We start from the raw sequence: 16,478 nt of genomic DNA on the forward strand, positions 1-16,478 counted from the left end.
TTCTTCCCAGGGCCGACGGTGGTCCGGCGGCGGTTGACGACAGTTCAGGATTGCCGTGACGCCGGTCATCCTCGCCCGTCGCCAGCGCAACATCACCTTGGACGGCGTTCACATGCGTGGACACATTAGGCAGGTGCTGTAGCCGCGTCAAGACCCTTCTTCCGGAGAGAAGTATCAGGTTGTGCGAGGTGTTGGAGATCCCGTCGGCTCTGTGAGGCAGGGCTTTGCTGCTCATCCAGCGTTCAAGGATGTGTACAGCGGTCACAATGGTGTATAACGCTGTTGCGGTGGCCGCCCTTCGGGCCGCGTTCCCACCGAACCGACACCTAGGGAGAACCAACCCCCATGTCCGAAAGCACCCAGCCCCTCGCCGACCGTCTCGACGGACTGCTGTTCTTCCCCGTCACCGCCTTCGGACCGGACGGGACGGTGGACCTTGCGGCGTTCCGGGCGCATGTGCGGGCCCGCGTGGACGCCGGTGCCGCCGCCGTCTTCGCCGCCTGCGGCACCGGCGAGTACCACGCGCTGGACCTGGACGAGTACGAGGCCGTGATCGCCGCCGCCGTCGCCGAGGTCGACGGCGCCGTCCCCGTGCTGGCCGGTGTCGGCCATGGCACCGCGCTGGCGCTGAAGTTCCTGGAGCGCGCCGAGCGGGCCGGTGCGGACGGGGTGCTCGCCATGCCGCCCTACCTGGTCAAGCCCGACCAGGCCGGTCTGCTGCGCCACTACACCGCGCTCGCCGACGCCACCGGCCTCGACATCATCGTCTACGGCCGCGACAACGCGGTGCTGATGCCCGAGACGGTGGTCGAGCTGGCCCGCCTGGACAATGTCATCGGCTACAAGGACGGCGTCGGCGACCTGGACCTGATGCAGCGCATCGTCAGCGCCGTGCGCACCGCGCTGCCCGGCGAGCGGTTCCTCTACTTCAACGGGCTGCCGACCGCCGAGCTGACCGCCTACGCCTACCGGGGCATCGGCGTCTCCCTGTACTCCTCCGCCGCCTTCTGCTTCGCCCCCGACCTGGCGCTGGCCTTCCACGCCGCACTGCACAGCGGCGACGACGAGACGGCCAACCGCCTGCTGGACGGCTTCTTCGGCCCGCTGGTGGAGCTGCGCAACCGGGGCCGTGGCTACGCTGTGGCCCTGGTCAAGGCCGGGGTGCGGATCGAGGGGCTGGAGGTGGGCGAGGTCCGGCCGCCGCTCTCGGAGGCGGCCGAGGAGCACGTCAAGGAGCTTGCCGCGCTCATCGCCCGGGGCCGCGCCCTGCTCTGACCGGCCGCCACCGGCCCTCAGGCTCGCGGGCGCCCGGAAGACCGAGGACAGCCCGGGCGCCCGCGTTCCCCCCTGCGCCGCCGGACCACTCCGACCGCCCCCGCCCACCACCCCCGAAAGGCACCGATGCGCACCTCCGCCTTCCTCTACCCCTGGGACGTCGTCGGCGACCCGGCCGCCGCCCAGCGCATCGCCGACCTGGGAGTCCAGCAGGTCACCCTGGCCTCGGCCTACCACAGCACCAGGGCGCTGACCCCACGTCACCCCGGCCACCGGATCATGGCCGCCCGCCACTCCGCCGTCTACTACCCGCCCGACCCCCGGCGCTGGGCCGACCGCGCGCTGCGACCCCAGGTACAGGGCTGGATGCCCGGCGACGACCCCTTCGGCGAGGCCGCGGCGCGGCTGCGGGAGGCCGGTCTGCGGGTGCACTCCTGGGTGGTGCTGGCCCACAACTCCCGGCTGGGCGCCGACCACCCCGGCACCTCGGTGCGGAACGCCTATGGCGACCCCTATCCCTGGGCCCCGTGCATCGCCCGGCAGGAGGTGCTGGACCATCTGGTCGACCTGGCGGCGGAGGCCGCCGCGCGGCCCGGAGCCGAGGGCACGGAGCTGGAGTCCTGCGGCTGGTACGGGCTGGCGCATCTGCACGCCCACGACAAGATCTCGGGTGTCCCGCTCGGCGGCGCGGCGCAGTATCTGATGTCGCTCTGCTTCTGCGGCGACTGCCGGCGCGGCTATGAGGCCGCCGGGGCCTCGGCGGTGGAGCTGCGCGCCGCCGTGCGCACCGCGCTGGAACCGCTCTGGCGCGGGGAGCCCCCGGCTGCGGGGGACCGCCCGGCTGCGGGGGACCGTCCGGTGCGGGACGCGCGGAGCGCGGAGTGGGCCGAGGTGGAGCGGCTGCTCGGCGCCGACCTGGCCGGGGTGACGCTGGCCCACCGCGCCGCCGTCGCGCTCCGCTTCCAGCAGGCGGCGGTGGCGGCGGTACGGGAGGCGGCGGGCCCCGGCTTCCGGGTGATGCTGCACGCCGACCCGGCGCCGCACCGCAGCGGGCCCAACCCGGGCGTGGACCCGCAGCGCATCCTGGCGGCGGCCGACGGTCTGGTGCTGCCGTGTACGGGCGGGGCCGAGGAGCGGGCCGAGATCCTGCGCGCCGTCGGGCCGCACCGGCGCCTCGGAAGTGTCCTGGCCGCCAATCTCACCGTGGTCTCCGGAATGGGCGGACGGCCGGGCGAACTGGCCGCCGCCGCACGGGAGGCAACGGCGCTCGGCGCCGGCGAACTGCGGCTCTACCATGCGGGACTGGCCTCCGACCAGGATCTGGAGCTGGTGCGCGGGGCCCTGAAGGAGCTGTAGCAAGCCCAGCCCGCAGGGCCGTGCCCCTTGCCGGGCCGCCGCTTCGCGCGGCGGCCCGGGAGGCGGCTACAGCCGCCCGGCGCCGGAGAGCAGCCCGACCACGGCGGGTAGCAGGGCGGTCGGGGTGACCTGGGCGCGCAGCGTCGGGGTCCATCCGGCGTCGGTGCCCAGGGCCAGATCCGGGTTGGCCGCGTTGAAGGCGCCCACGATGTCGGTCCGGACGCCGTTGACCAGGTTGCCGGAGGCGGTGATCGCGGTGCCGCCCCAGTTGTGGATGGCCTGGGCGGCCTTGGCGCCGCGCGTCAGGGTGAAGTAGTTGTGCTCCGCGACGATCTGCGACTCCTTGCCGACGCCCCAGCTGTACTCGTACTCACCGGGGTTGTCGACCACGTAGTGGTTGTTGTAGACGTCCACCTGGCCGAACCGCACCCGGGGCGCCCGCTGGATGGTGCTGTCCCACTTGTTGTGGTGGAAGGTCACCCGCAGATGGCCCGGGTCCACGGTGGAGCTGTTGCTGCTGCCGACCAGGTTGGTCTTGTCGTGGTCCTTGAAGACGTTCCAGGACGCGGTGACGTAGTCGGAGCCGTTGGTGATGTCCAGCTGGCCGTCGTGCACCTGGTAGGGGCGGCCGAGGTGGAGGGGCTGGGCCGAGTCGGGGTTGCGCCCGTCGGTGAAGGTGTTGTGGTCCACCCAGACATGGGTGGCGGTGGCGAGGGCGAGCGAGTCGTACTCGGAGTTCCAGTTGCCGGTGGCGTCGTCGGTCGGGTCCCAGGCCGGGAAGCAGTCGGCCGCGTCCTCGAAGGTCAGATTGCGGATGATCACATTGTCGACGTTCTTGACCAGCAGCCCGCCGCCCAGGATGCGGGCCTTGCCGTCGATCCCCACCAGGGTGGTGTTGGAGCCGACCCGGATCTGCACCTGGGCGGCCTGCTTCTGCTGCGACGCCTTGCGGGCGTCCTCCAGCGGGCCCGTGGGGACCCGGTCGGTGCCCCAGGTCTGCTGGTTGTAGGCGGCGAGGTAGTCGGCCAGGTTGTAGCCGTCGGTGGCGTAGTCGGCGCAGCTCAGCGCGGTGCCGGCGTCGTCCGTGTTGAGGTCGATGGTGCCCTTGACGTAGATGATCTTCGGAGTGGCGTTGGAGCCGTTGCCGGAGTTCTTGCCGCCCAGTGCCGCGACCAGTTCGGCGCGGCTGGTCACCACGGAGGTGTGGGCGGCGTCGGCGGCGGCGCCTCCGGTGGTCCCGGTGGTGGCGGCGCCCCAGCCGTCGCGGGGGGCCAGGGCCGCATGGCCGACGCGGTCCCAGTGCGGCTGCACCGACTGCTTGCCGCCTGCGGCGGCGGGCGCGGCGGTCAGGGCCAGGGACAGCACGGCGCAGCCGAGAGCGGTCCCGGCGAGGCGGGCGCGGGGGTGGAGGCGCACAGCGGTTCTCCTTATCCGTGATTCATATGTATGAACGCCATTCGCATTCATGGCCGGGACCCTAGGGAGGGCGCCACGCTGATGTCAATGCGTCGGTCACAGAGCGTTCGCTGACCAACCGTCAGGACATGTGAAAGGCGGCGCACCCCCGTCTCACGGGGATGCGCCGCCGGGTCGGGGCGGAGCGGCCGGCTACAGGTGCCGGCAGGCCAGGGTGAGCCGGTCCCGGGCGTCGAAGAGGGCGTCCCGGATCATCTGCTCCCGGCCGGGGGTGAGCCTGGCCACCGGCACCGAGCAGCTCACCGCGTCCCGGGCGGGGCTGCGGTACGGGACGGCGATGCCGAAGCAGCGCAGGCCGGCGGTGTTCTCCTCGCGGTCGACCGCATAGCCGTGCTCCTGGACCGTCCGCAGCTCCTCGATCAGCCGCTCGCGGTCGGTGATGGTGTGCTCGGTGACCGCCTCCAGCCGCTCCGGCAGCAGCTGCCGCACCTGGTCGTCGGTGTGCGTGGCCAGCAGCGCCTTGCCGAGCGAGGTGGCATGCGCGGGCAGTCGCCGCCCCACCCGGGTGAACGGCCGCAGGCTGTGCTGGGACTGGCGGGTCGAGAGGTAGACCACGTCCGTGCCGTCCAGCCGGGCGAAGTGGATGGTCTCGGTGGTGTCGTCGGCCAGCCGGTCCAGGACCGGTCGGGCCGCCGCCACCGCCTCGTCACCGTCGATGTACGAGGCGCCCACCAGCAGCGCCCGCACCCCGATCCCGTACCGGGTGCCGGTGCCGTCGGTCTCCACCCAGCCCAGCTCGACCAGGGTGCGCAGCAGCATGTAGAGGCTGCTCTTCGGGTAGCTCAGAGCCGCCTGTACCTCGGCGAGGCTGTGCATTCCGGGCCGGCGGGCGAAGAACTCCAGCAGCTCGACCGTCCGCAGTGCGGACTTCACCTGGGAGCCGCCCGCTGCGGCGGTGCTCGGCACGGACATGCCCTTGACCCCTTCTGTCACGCAACGTATTGTCCTGCAAGTTCAGCAAGATGTACGTCGTTCAGTATACGGAACGCCAGTGTGCGGGCGAGTCGGGGTGTGCGGCGACGAGCAGAGAGCGCGCCCCCTCGCCCCGCAGCACAGCAATCGGGAGGTTGCGACTGTGGATACCGCCCCAGTATGGAGCGCCGACCCGCGCACCGGAGAGCAGCGCGAACAGGTCGCGGTGGAGTCCTCGGCCGCCGACGTCGACACCGCCGTACGCGCGGCAGCCGCCGCCCTGCCCGCCCTCGCGGACCGGGCCGTACGCAGGGAGCTGCTGCGCACCGCCGCCGCCCTGCTGGAGGAGTCGGCCGACGAGGTGATCGCCACCGCCGACGCCGAGACGGCGCTCGGCACCGGCCGCCTCACCGGGGAACTCGCCCGCACCTGCTACCAGTTGAGGGCCTTCGCCGATGTGGTGGCGGACGGCTCCTACCTCGGCGTGGTGATCGACCACGCCGACCCCGCCGCCCAGCCCGCGCCCCGCCCGGACCTGCGCCGGATCAAGGTGCCGCTGGGCGTCGTCGCGGTCTTCGCTGCCAGCAACTTCCCGCTCGCCTTCAGCGTCCCCGGCGGGGACACCGCCAGCGCCCTGGCCGCCGGCTGCCCCGTGGTGGTCAAGGCCCACCCCGACCACCCGGCCACCAGCGCTCTCTGCGCCCGCATCCTGCGCCGCGCCGCCGCCAAGGCCGGACTGCCGGAGGACGTCGTCGGCCTGGTCCACGGCTTCGAGGCGGGCCCCGCGCTGGTACGCCACCCGCTCACCGCCGCCGTCGGCTTCACCGGCTCGGTGCGCGGCGGGCGCGCGCTGTACGACATCGCCGCCGCCCGGCCCCGCCCCATCCCCTTCCACGGCGAACTGGGCAGCCTCAACCCGGTGGTGGTCACCGAGCGGGCCGCCGACACCCGCGCCGAGGAGATCGGCACCGGCCTGGCCGGGTCCTACACCCTGGGCATGGGTCAGTTCTGCGTCAAGCCCGGCCTGGTGCTGCTCCCGGCCGGCGCAGCCGGCGACGCGGTCGCCACCGCGACCGCCACCGCGGCGGCCAAGGCCCCGACCGGCCCGCTGCTGGACCCCCGGATGCGGGAGGCGTTCCTGTCCGGCGTCCGCACCCGGGCCGGACTGCCCGAGGTGGAGCGGCTGCTGCCCGCCGACGAGACCCCCGCCGACGAGACCCCCACCGGCGGCGCCCCGCTCGCCGTGCGCCCCGCCCTGCTTGCGGTGCCCGCCGCCAGGCTCGCCGACGGCGGCGCCCACGACCTGCTGCTGGACGAGTGCTTCGGCCCGGTCACCGTGCTCGTGCGCTACCGCTCCACAGCGGAGCTGACGGCGGTGCTCGCCCGCCTGGAGGGCAACCTCACCGCCACCGTCCAACTCGCCCCCGACGAGCACGGCGCCGAGACCGCCGACCTGCTCGCCCGGCTCACCCCGCTGGCCGGACGGGTGGTGGTCGACTCCTGGCCCACCGGCGTCACGGTCGCCCCCGCCATGCAGCACGGCGGCCCCTACCCCGCCTCCACCAGCGGCTCGACCTCGGTCGGCGCCACCGCGATCGAGCGCTGGCTGCGCCCGGTCGTCTACCAGAACACCCCGCAGCCGCTGCTCCCGGCGGAGCTGCACGACGCCAACCCGCTGGGCATCACCCGCCTGGTGGACGGCGTCCTGGAGGGCTGACCACACCAGTGCCCCGCACGGTCCCCGGCCGCGCCGCCCACGGCCGGGGACCGCACACCGCCGCGCCGGACGCGGGCAGGCGCGGCGGACGTCAGCGCTCGATCGGCAGGTGGCGGGGACCGCGCAGCACCGGGCTGCTCCGGTACGGGGGCGGATCCTCGACCAGCCGGGGCCTGTCCAGGTGCCGGAGCAGCGCATGAAGCGCGATCTGCGTCTCCAGCCGGGCGAGCGGGGCGCCGAAGCAGTTGTGGATGCCGCTGCCGAAGCCGAAGTGCCGGTTGTCCTCGCGGGTCGGGTCGAAGCGGTCGGGGTCGCGGAACCGCACCGGGTCCCGGTTGCCGGAGGCAAGCATCAGGATGAGCGGGGCGCCCCGGGGGACGGCGGTGCCGGAGACCTCGAGGTCGGCCAGCGGGGTGCGCTGCGGCAGCATCTGCACGGGCGGCTCATAGCGCAGCAGCTCCTCCACCGCCCGGGGCATCAACTCGGGTGCGCCGCGCAGCCGTTCCAGCTCCTCGGGGTGGCGCAGCAGGGTGAGCATGCCATTGGTGATCAGGTTGACGGTCGTCTCATGGCCGGCGATGAGCAGCAGGACGGCGGTGGTCATCAGCTCCGGCCGGGTGAGCCGCCCATCGGGGCCGTCGTCGTTGACGAATGCGGAGAGCAGGTCGTCGGACGGGTGGCCGCGGCGCCCCTCGGCCAGCTCCCCCAGGTACAGGCCCATCGCCCGGCGGGCCTCCCGGCCCGCGTGCCGGTGCTCCTCGGGGTTCTGGCCGGGGGAGGGGTCGAGGCTCTCGACGATCGTGTTCGACCAGGCGTGGAACCGGGGTTCGTCGTCGCGCGGTACGCCCAGCAGCCGGCAGATCACGGTGACCGGGAGCGGATAGGCGAAGTCGTCGACGATGTCGATCCGGTCCCTGCCCTGGAAGCCGGCGATGAGGTCCTCGGCGACCTGGGTGATGGCCTCGTACATGCCATCGATCCGGCCCGGGGTGTGGGGCGGGCCGAAGGGCCGCATCGCGAGGCGGCGGAGCCGGTCGTGTTCGGGGTCGTCGACCGCGATGAAGGACGGCGGCAGCCCCTCGTCGGCGGTGTCGATCAGGTCCGGGACGGTGCGGTTGCGGCGGTCGGAGCTGATGCGCGGGTCATGGAGCAGGGCTGCGATGTCGTGGTAGGTGCCGACCAGATAGCTGCCGTCGTCCTGCCGCGCCACCTTGCTCTCGCGGAGTTCGGCGTAGAGCGGATAGGGGTCGGCGCGGTTGGCGTAGTCGGTGATCCGGTGCAGCAGGGTGTCCGCAGCCATGCGCGGGGGCTCCTCATCGGTGGGGGAAGGCGGTGGTCTCAGCCGGCCGGCCGCAGCAGGGTCAGGCGCCGGTCGGGCAGATGACCGGTGAGGGCGACGGTCGGGCCGTGCGAGAGCACCTTCGGGTCCGGCACGGCGGAGGGGACGGGGGCCAGGGTCTCCGGCCGGTCGGCGGCGCCGGGCTCGGGCGGGAACGGGGCCGCCGTCTCGATCAGATGCCGGTAGTACTCCAGCCACTTGGCCCGGTTGACGCTCACGGCCGCCGTGACGCGCCCCCGGTAGCCGTAGACGGCGACCAGCCGAGCCTCCCTCAGCGAGCCCTGGGCGATGACCACCTGGTCGGAGAAGGTGGGCACGCCGACCGACTTGATGTTGAGCCCGAACTGGCTGGACCAGAAGGCCGGTACCGCCAGGTGCGGGAGTCTGCGCGGCCCGGGGTTGACCATGTTGTGCGCCGCCACCTCGGCCTGTGCCACCGCATTGCCCCAGTGCTCCAGGGAGAGCATCTGGTACTCGAAGAGCGGGTGCGGGAAGCGGGCCACGTCCCCGGCGACGAAGATCTCGTCGGTGACGATGCCGTACATGTCGAAGGCGCGGCACCCCGCGTCGCAGGCCACCCCGAGCCGGCCTGCGGCGAGCCCGGAGTCGGCCAGCCATTCGGTGTTGCGGACGGCTCCCAGGGCGACCACGGCGACGTCGGCGTCGATCGTGGAGCCGTCGGAGAGCTCGGCGCCGGTGAGCCGGCCGTCGCCCTTCAGCGCGGTGACCGTCACCCCGCAGCGCAGATCGACGCCATGGGCGCGCTGCAAGGTCGCGGCCAGCGCCCCGAGCGTCCCGCCGAGCGCGCCGACCAGCGGGGCGGGGCCGCGCTCGGCGACCGTCACCTCGATCCCGCGCTCCCGGCAGGCGGAGGCGATCTCCGAACCGGTGAACCCGGCGCCGATCACCAGCACCCGTCGCGGCCCGGCGGCCAGCCGCTCGGCCAGACCGGCCGCGTCATCGCTGGTGCGCAGCGTGAAGACGCCGTCCAGGGCGGCCTCGGCGGGGTTGGGCCAGGGCCGGGCCCGGGTCCCGGTGGCGATCAGCAGCCGGTCGAAGGGCAGCTCCCCGCCGTCGGAGAGCAGGACCCGCCGCTCGATGGGGTCGACCCCGGTGGCGCGTACGCCGAGCCTCCACCGGGCGTCCACCGCACGGCGCCGGGGCAGCCGGGTGTCCGCTGCCGCCACCCGGCCGAGCAGCACCTGCTTGGAGAGCGGCGGCCTGTCGTACGGGCCGTGGGGCTCCTCCCCGACCAGGGTCAGCGAGCCGGTGAAGCCCTCCTCGCGCAGCGTCTCGGCGGCGCGCAGCCCGGCCAGCGACGCGCCGACGATGACGATCCGCCCCTTGCGCAGGTCATCGGACATCGGCGTCCGCCTCCCCGTCGTCCACCAGGATGGCCTGCACCGGGCAGGCCGCCACGGCCCGGCGGACGCGTTCGCGCTGCTGCTCCGGGGCGACCGGGGTGTACAGCAGGGCCTCCTCGCCATGCATCTCGAAGACGTCCGGGGCGAGGAACGCGCACTGCGCATAGCCCTGGCAGCGGTTGAGGTCGACGACGATGTTCATCCCGAGCCACTCCTCCCGCCCCTCCCGCCGCGACGCCCGCCGCGACACCCGTCGTCTCCGTCGTACCTCCGATCCGGCGGCGGCGCGGGCGGTGGTACTCCGTCGGTGGGTTTACGCAGGGTGAGCGGGAGAAGGGCGCCCCTCGTTTCGAAACTTTCGAAGCCGCCCTCCGGAGGGCGTGGAGCCACTGGCTCGCACGCCGTTCAGGACTCGCCGAAAGTCGCGATGGGGCCGGTACGGGTGTGACTGCTGGTAAGGGAGGAAGTGTCGTGATGATCACGAATCTTGACGCTCCGCAAAACTTGGCCATACGGTTCCCGGAAACATTCGCCATATGGGCGAAACCTTCGATGGGGAGCAGCCGTGGGGTCGGGCGTGGCGGGCAGCAGGACACACAGACAGAGATGGCTCGCGGTGGCAGCCGCGATGGCGATGGCAGGTGCCCTCGCCGGATGCGGCTCCGGCAGCACCGAAGCACGCGACACGGGCGGCACCATCACCGCCTACATCTACGGCGACGACTCGGTGGACGTCCAGCGGGCCGCCGTGGCCAGCTTCAACAAGACGTCCTCGGTCAAGGTGAAGCTGGTCGAGATACCCGGCGCCGACTACGTCGACAAGCTGCGCGAGGCGATGAACTCGACCAGCGCCCCGGACATCTTCTTCAACTGGGGCGGCGGCTCCATCAAGCCGTATGTCGACAAGGGCCAGCTGGTCGACTTCACCGACCTGATCCAGGACGACCCCAAGCTGAACAGCGCCTTCCTGCCCTCCGTGCTCAAGGCCGGCGGCCTGAAGGACCGGATCTACGGCATCCCGATGCGAGGGATGCAGCCGGTGATCCTCTTCTACAACAAGTCCGTCTTCGCACAGAACCACCTCAAGCCGCCCAAGACCTGGGACGAGCTTGAGCAGATCATGGCCACCCTCAAGGGCAAGGGCATCACCCCGTTCGCGCTGGGCGGCGCCAACACCTGGCCCGAACTGATGTGGCTGGAGTACCTGGTGGACCGCATCGGCGGCGCCAAGGTCTTCGCCAAGATCCAGGACGGTGACTCCTCCGGCTGGGGCGACCCGGCAGTGCTCAAGGCGGCCGAGACCGTCAAGCAGCTCGTCGACGACGGCGCCTTCGGCTCCGACTTCACCCGTGTCTCCTACACCACCGGCGCCGCCCCGACCCTCTTCGCCAAGGGCAAGGCGGCCATGCACCTGATGGGCTCCTGGGAGTACTCGACCCAGCTGGGCAAGTACCCGGAGTTCGCCAAGAACAACATGGGCTGGACCGCCTTCCCGACCGTGGCCGGCGGCGCCCGCAACGCCGCCGACGTGGTCGGCAACCCCAGCAACTACTGGTCCATCAACACCCACACCAAGCACAAGGACGCGGCGATCGAGTTCGTCAAGACCATGGCCTCCGAGGACTATGCGATGTCCCTGGTCAAGAACGGCGACATCCCCACCTCCTCCATCGCCGGCCTGATGCTCACCTCGGCGCCCAACCCGGAACTCGCCTCCTTCCAGTACGTGATGGTGCAGACGGCGCCCGCGTTCACCCTCTCCTGGGACCAGGCGCTGCCGGCCGACCGCTCCACGCCGATGCTGGAGGAGGTCAGCAAGCTCTTCTCCGGCAAGACCACGCCGAAGGAGTTCGTGGCGGCCATGAAGGCCGTCAAGTAGCACTGCCGACGCCTCCCCATCTCCCCGGCGGAGCACGAACGTTGCTCCGCCGGGGACCTGCCCGGGAGCGGTTCGCCCCCACCCGGCCCTTGCGCCCGGGGAGCAGGACATCCATGGTGGGAAGGACAGCGTTCCCAGGCGGGGACCTTGATCCGGTGCGGGGGAGGGAGAACCGTGGTCGGCGATGGCGCATGGGAGTTCGTGGATGACCGGGGCAGGAGGACGGGTGCCCCCGAGCGTCCCGAGCGGATCGTGGGGTATGCCCGGTCCGCCGCCACCCTGTGGGACTTCGGGCTGCGCCCCTGCGGGCTGTTCGGCTCGCAGCACGACGGCGCCCGGCCCGACCCGGTGAAGACCGGCGCGATCCCGCCGGGCGAGGTGGCGTACTTCGGGTCCGGCGGCAGCCTGGACGAGACCGCCCTGCGCGAGGCCCGGCCGCAGCTCGTCGTCGGCGTCGTCTACGACGACGACGCGCTCTACGGCCTCCCCGCCGAGACCGCCCGGCGGCTGGAGAGCGACCTCCCCACCGTCGCCCTGCGGGTCGGCGGCGGCAGGTCGCTGCCCGCCATCCTGGACCGCTTCCGCGACCTGGCGGTGGCCCTCGGGGCCGACCCGGCGGCAGCTCCGCCCGCAGCGGCGCCGGAACGCCTCACCGCCGCCGAGAGCACCCTGCAACAGGCCGCGCGGGACCACCCCGGCCTGCGGATCCTCGCCCTCTCCGGAGACGGCGGCGACTCCGTACACCTCGCCCGCCCCGACGCCTGGCCGGACCTGCGCCACCTGGCCGACCAGGGAGCCGACCTGCTCGACCCCGGAGCGGGCGCAGGGAAGAGCTGGCGGTCCACCGACTGGGACGCGGCCGTGGAGCTGCGCCCCGACGTCATCCTCCACGATGTGCGCGGCAATGCGTCCGGCGCCGCAGAACTGGACTCCATCCCGCAGTGGCGGCAGCTGCTGGACGGCGCGCACGGCCGCACCGTCGCCTGGAACCCCGAAGCCCCATGCAGCCCCGGCGCCTACGCGGACTTCCTGGAGGCCGTCGCCACGGGCATCAACGGCTGACCGGCGCTGCACGGTCGCTGCGGCTGCGGCTGCGGCTGCGGCGGCTGCGGCTGGGGCTGCGGCGGCTGCGGCGGGTCGCGGCGGGCGCTAGGCCGGGTTCTGGGCCTCGGCGTCGTCGGGTGGCTTGGCGGTGCCGCGAGGCTTGCCGAAGAGCATCTGGAAGACGCCCGTCCGGAAGAGCGTCACATGGGTGGTGACCTGGAGGACCAGCCAGGTCACGGCATACAGGGCGCCGTCCAGCGCGGGCACCGTGTCGACCGGAAGCGTGTACGCCATCACCACCCGCAGGACGGCGTCGACCAGGAGCCCGCACCCCCAGAGCACGGTGAGCCCCCGCCAGACCCTGCGGAACGACGCCTCGGTCTCCCAGAGCCGTTCGAGCAGGTCGGACTTGCCCGGCAGCAGGGCCTTGAGTGCCCGGTAGGTGAACGGCCGCGCGGCGAAGAGGGTCCCCAGCAGCCACAGCGCGGCCAGCGCCGTGAAGGCGCCGTTCCTCGCCAGAGCGACCCGAGGGCTGCCGGTGATGAGGGACCCCAGGGCGCCGAGCACCAGGATGGCGACGGTGAAGACGCCGATGGAGTCGATCTTCCGGTGCCGGATGACGGAGTAGACCGTATGCAGCGCCGGCGCCGACCCGCTGATCAGCAGCGAGGTGATCTCACCGCGCCCCGAGGCCCGGAGGAGGTAGTACAGCGCCACCGGAAGCACGATGTCGCAGAGGATGGTCACCAGAAAGTGAACGCGCGAGGTGTCCTTGCCGCCGGCCGCCCGGCCGTCGGTCGGATCGGCACGGTTCACGGGGGCCGCGGACATCGCAGGCATACTCCTCAGGTTCTACGGCTGGCTGTCCCCCGTCGATTCGGACGGTGGATCGGTGCGGGTGCAGCGGTCGAATATCTCCGCGATCTCTCTGCCGCATCTCGCGAGGTCGATATCGGGATCGAACATGTGCTGCCGCAGCGCGTTGTCGATCGCGCCCCGGATGGCGATGGCCATCACCAGCGGGTCGAACTCCCCGAACTCGCCCGCGCTGCGCCCCTTGTTGAGGCAGTCGACCAGCGCATCGACGGAGGCGACGGCCTGCTCGACCGGCCCCATGGCCGCAACGTCGCGGAACCGGGAGCCGATGACGATCTCGATCAGGGCCATCGTGTGCGCCGGATACCGCTCCATGAAGGTGAAGCTGGACTCGATGTAGGCCCGCAGTTTGCCCCGGTACGTCCGCTCGCGCTCCATCCTGGGCACCGTGATCTCTCCGGCGACGCGGAAGATGGTGGCCATCACTTCGGCGATGAGTTCGGACTTCCCGGCGAAGTAGTAGGAGATCATCCCGGTGCTGCTCAGCCCCGCGCGTTTGGCGACCCGGCTGAAGGAGGCGTAGGGATAGCCGAGTTCCGCGACGGTCTCGATCGCCGCCTGCACGATCTGCGCCCGTCGGGCCTCTTCCGTGAGGGTGCGGCCGCCGTGCGCCCCGCCGCGCTTCGTACCCACGGGTAGAAAGTAGCACGGTCAAGAAATCGGTCACCAGCCTTGTGCCGTCGGGGTATCGGGGCTGCCCGGCCGCCCTGCGGCTCAAGGGCGGTCGGCGACCGGCACGCGCAGCGCCTGTTCACGGATCGCGTCGACCAGCTCCATGCAGGCCACCGCGTCGTCGCGCCGGCGGATCTCCTCGGGAGCGGACGCCGCGCCGCCGGTCCGGACCGCCTCGGCGAAGTCGGTGAAGCAGCGCCGCAGTTGGTCCGCCGCAGGCAACGTGAAGTGCTCCACATGGTCCTGCTCCTCCAGCACCAGCGTCGGCTGGTACGCGGGAGGCGGAGTGAAGGCCCGGTCCACCGTGAGCCGGGCCCGGTCGCCCCAGAGCGAGTACGACGACCGATAGCTGTGCTCGAATCCGAAACCGATGTCGGCCAGCACCCCCGAGGGGGAGACCAGCAGCGCCTGACCCGACAGGTCGAGCCCGTCCGACGCCCGGGTGCGCAGCGTGGCCCCCGCCACCCGGAGCCCGCCGCCCAGCAGCAGGCAGGCCGCCCGCAGCGGGTAGACCCCGACGTCGAGCAGAGCACCGCCGCCCAGCTCCGCCACGTACCGGATGTCGTCCGGCGGCAGCGGCGGGATGCAGAACGCGCTGTGCAGCGCGCTCGGCTCACCGAGCCGCCCCTTCGCCAGCAGGTCCGCCACGGCGCTGTGCTGCGGGTGGTGCAGGAACATGAAGTTCTCGCGGAGCACCAGGTCGCGGGCCTCGGCAAGGCGCACCAGGTCACGCGCCTCGGCCGCGTCGACCGCGATCGGCTTCTCGACCAGGACGTGCTTGCCCGCGCGCAGTGCCTCGGCCGTCCAGGCGTGGTGCAGGGAGGTGGGCAGCGAGATGTACACCGCGTCGAGGTCGTCGCGCTCCAGCAGGGCCTCGGGGGCGGATGCCTCGCAGCCGAAGCGGGCGGCGAACCGCCCGGTCTTCTCCGGGCTGCGGCCGGCCACCGCCACCAGGTCGATCCCCGGGGCGGACGCCAGCGTCGGCAGCGCGCGCCGCCAGGCGATGGAGGACGTGCCGAGCGCGCCGAACCGCACTGGCCTGGCCTGGGCCGGTTCCGTTTGGGCCGGTTCCACCTGCGGCGCTTTCACAGCGACCGGAGTGCCGCGACCAGGGTCCTGGCCTGCACATTCAGGTGATGGCTGTACCGCAGCAGGGTGTCGAGCTGGCACCGTGTCATCCAACGGAAGTCCTCGGGGACCGCGGTGGGGAAGTCGTCCCCCACCTCGATGATCAGATAGCGGCTCTGGGCATGCTGGAAACGGCCGCCCTCCTCCGACAGTACGGTGTCGAACCAGGTCCGACCGGGCTGCCGCCGTCGCACCTCCTCCAGGAAGGGCGGCTGGTCGTCGGCGGGCAGGTGCGCGTAGTTCTCCGGCGTGCACTGCACGGTCGGCGCCAGCTCCAGGACGTCCAGGAAGCCCGGCTCCACCCGCGCATTGACCAGCGCATGCAGCACGCCGCCGATCCGCTTCACCAGCAGCGCCGCGATGCCGATCCCGTGCGGTTCCAGCAGTGGCTGCGACCAGGCGGGCACCTCCCGCCGATGCGAGCTGACATCCACCGCCACGACGCTGAAGAACAGCCCGCGCTCATGTGCGATGGCCTTCTCCGTACGGTGCCAGCCGGTCGCCTCGGCCAGCGGCAGCGGCTCCGTGGCGACCTCGTGCTCGGCCCGGCGGCGGGTGATCCAGCTGCGGATCTCGGTGTCGGTGTGGAGACTGCCGGTCCGTGCGCTGTCGGCTGCCTCGCCGTCGCCGTCGCTGCCGCTCTGCCAGTCCGGTATGCAGGAGAGCACCGTCCGCGCGTCCATGTTGACCAGGTTCTCGGACCCCAGCAGCGCATTCACCTGGCCCAACGTCAGCCAGCAGAAGTCCTCGGTCGCCTCGACCTCGGGACCGACCTCGACCACCATGTTGCGGTTGCGCTTCCGGAAGAACCACGAACCCTGCTCCGACTGGAGCACGTCCGCCAGCACCCGCCCCGGCGGGCAGTCCCGGAAGCACCCCAGATACGGGACGGCCGAACCACCGTGCACCCGGGTGTAGTTGCTCTTGGTCGCCTGCACGGTCGGCGACAACTGCACACCGTTGACATTGCCCGGCTCCGACTTGGCCTGCATCAGCAGATGGAGCACCCCGCCGATATCGCGGACCGCAATCCCCAGAATGCCGATCTCCGGTTGGTGGATGATGGGCTGCGCCCATTCACGGACCGGCCCGAAATCGGAACGGACCCGCAGACCCTGGACGGCGAAGAACCGTCCACTGCGATGCCGGAGATCCCCGGTATCGGGGTCGAATCCCCAATCCCGCAGCTCGGCAAAGGGAATCCGGCTCACCTGCTGGGCCTGCTCCCGCTGCCGCTCCCCGAACCAGGCGAGGAATTCCGCGTTGCTCATCACCCCGCCGTCGACAGCGGCGGCGGAAGCCGCAAGCCGCGCCGCCAACCGGACATCGGGATGGCGCAACGGTGGCGCTGCGCTGGTGTTGTGCATCGCTCTGCCTCTCGCTGGCTCAGGCTCCGGGGCCGGACACCGGGCGGATCCGCCTCGTACGCGGACCGCCCAC

At 72.1% G+C, this 16,478-nt stretch carries 14 protein-coding genes; 5 read left to right on the forward strand and 9 right to left on the reverse strand.

Annotated features, from left to right (window positions below; all coding sequences use genetic code 11):
• Window positions 1-345 precede the first annotated feature (345 nt).
• Both C7M71_RS25630 and C7M71_RS25635 read left to right on the forward strand, forming a co-directional pair.
• Complete coding sequence (locus C7M71_RS25630) at window positions 346-1,275, forward strand: 5-dehydro-4-deoxyglucarate dehydratase (protein ID WP_111490207.1); 930 nt, start codon at window positions 346-348, stop codon at window positions 1,273-1,275.
• Window positions 1,276-1,401: 126 nt separating this feature from the next.
• Window positions 1,402-2,631 (forward strand): serine/threonine-protein kinase, encoded by a 1,230-nt coding sequence (locus C7M71_RS25635; RefSeq protein WP_111490206.1) that lies wholly within the window; start codon window positions 1,402-1,404, stop codon window positions 2,629-2,631.
• Between the two features lie 66 nt (window positions 2,632-2,697).
• On the opposite strand, the gene C7M71_RS25640 is transcribed toward C7M71_RS25635, so the two are convergent.
• Together C7M71_RS25640 and C7M71_RS25645 are read right to left on the reverse strand one after the other, a co-directional pair.
• A complete protein-coding gene (locus tag C7M71_RS25640) occupies window positions 2,698-4,098 on the reverse strand; it encodes a pectate lyase family protein (RefSeq protein ID WP_111490205.1) in 1,401 nt (466 codons plus the stop codon).
• A gap of 141 nt (window positions 4,099-4,239) precedes the next feature.
• Window positions 4,240-5,019, reverse strand: coding sequence for an IclR family transcriptional regulator (locus C7M71_RS25645; RefSeq protein WP_111490204.1), 780 nt, complete (start codon window positions 5,017-5,019; stop codon window positions 4,240-4,242).
• Between the two features lie 163 nt (window positions 5,020-5,182).
• On the opposite strand from C7M71_RS25645, the gene C7M71_RS25650 reads away from it, so the two are divergent.
• On the forward strand, window positions 5,183-6,736 hold the full coding sequence (locus C7M71_RS25650) for an aldehyde dehydrogenase (NADP(+)) (RefSeq protein ID WP_162824372.1): 1,554 nt from the start codon (window positions 5,183-5,185) through the stop codon (window positions 6,734-6,736).
• Between the two features lie 91 nt (window positions 6,737-6,827).
• Here the strand turns inward: C7M71_RS25650 and C7M71_RS25655 are convergent, their stop codons facing one another.
• The 3 genes from C7M71_RS25655 to C7M71_RS25665 are packed head-to-tail and all read right to left on the reverse strand — an operon-like array spanning window position 6,828 to window position 9,641.
• A complete protein-coding gene (locus C7M71_RS25655) occupies window positions 6,828-8,036 on the reverse strand; it encodes a cytochrome P450 (protein ID WP_111490202.1) in 1,209 nt (402 codons plus the stop codon).
• A gap of 38 nt (window positions 8,037-8,074) precedes the next feature.
• On the reverse strand, window positions 8,075-9,439 hold the full coding sequence (locus tag C7M71_RS25660; RefSeq protein ID WP_111490201.1) for an NAD(P)/FAD-dependent oxidoreductase: 1,365 nt from the start codon (window positions 9,437-9,439) through the stop codon (window positions 8,075-8,077).
• Window positions 9,429-9,641, reverse strand: a complete 213-nt coding sequence (locus C7M71_RS25665) for a ferredoxin (protein ID WP_111490200.1) — start codon at window positions 9,639-9,641, stop codon at window positions 9,429-9,431. The genes C7M71_RS25660 and C7M71_RS25665 overlap by 11 nt, the downstream gene beginning before the upstream one ends.
• A gap of 426 nt (window positions 9,642-10,067) precedes the next feature.
• Here C7M71_RS25665 and C7M71_RS25670 point away from each other — a divergent pair, with 426 nt between their 5' ends.
• Window positions 10,068-11,318, forward strand: a complete 1,251-nt coding sequence (locus C7M71_RS25670; protein ID WP_111490199.1) for an ABC transporter substrate-binding protein — start codon at window positions 10,068-10,070, stop codon at window positions 11,316-11,318.
• A 174-nt stretch (window positions 11,319-11,492) separates the two neighbouring features.
• Window positions 11,493-12,380, forward strand: a complete 888-nt coding sequence (locus C7M71_RS25675) for a substrate-binding domain-containing protein (RefSeq protein WP_111490198.1) — start codon at window positions 11,493-11,495, stop codon at window positions 12,378-12,380.
• Window positions 12,381-12,467: 87 nt separating this feature from the next.
• Here C7M71_RS25675 and C7M71_RS25680 read toward each other — a convergent pair whose 3' ends face one another.
• From C7M71_RS25680 to C7M71_RS25695, 4 genes are all read right to left on the reverse strand, one after another.
• On the reverse strand, window positions 12,468-13,193 hold the full coding sequence (locus C7M71_RS25680) for a VC0807 family protein (protein WP_175607745.1): 726 nt from the start codon (window positions 13,191-13,193) through the stop codon (window positions 12,468-12,470).
• A 21-nt stretch (window positions 13,194-13,214) separates the two neighbouring features.
• A complete protein-coding gene (locus C7M71_RS25685) occupies window positions 13,215-13,871 on the reverse strand; it encodes a TetR family transcriptional regulator (RefSeq protein WP_111490197.1) in 657 nt (218 codons plus the stop codon).
• Window positions 13,872-13,952: 81 nt separating this feature from the next.
• Window positions 13,953-14,945, reverse strand: coding sequence for a Gfo/Idh/MocA family protein (locus C7M71_RS25690; protein WP_111490196.1), 993 nt, complete (start codon window positions 14,943-14,945; stop codon window positions 13,953-13,955).
• Between the two features lie 50 nt (window positions 14,946-14,995).
• Window positions 14,996-16,405 carry an NDP-hexose 2,3-dehydratase family protein gene (locus C7M71_RS25695; protein WP_111490195.1) on the reverse strand — a complete coding sequence of 470 codons (1,410 nt, stop codon included), beginning with the start codon at window positions 16,403-16,405 and terminating at the stop codon, window positions 14,996-14,998.
• Window positions 16,406-16,478: the final 73 nt, after the last annotated feature.

It is taken from the genome of Peterkaempfera bronchialis (genome assembly GCF_003258605.2).
GTDB lineage: Bacteria > Actinomycetota > Actinomycetes > Streptomycetales > Streptomycetaceae > Peterkaempfera > Peterkaempfera bronchialis.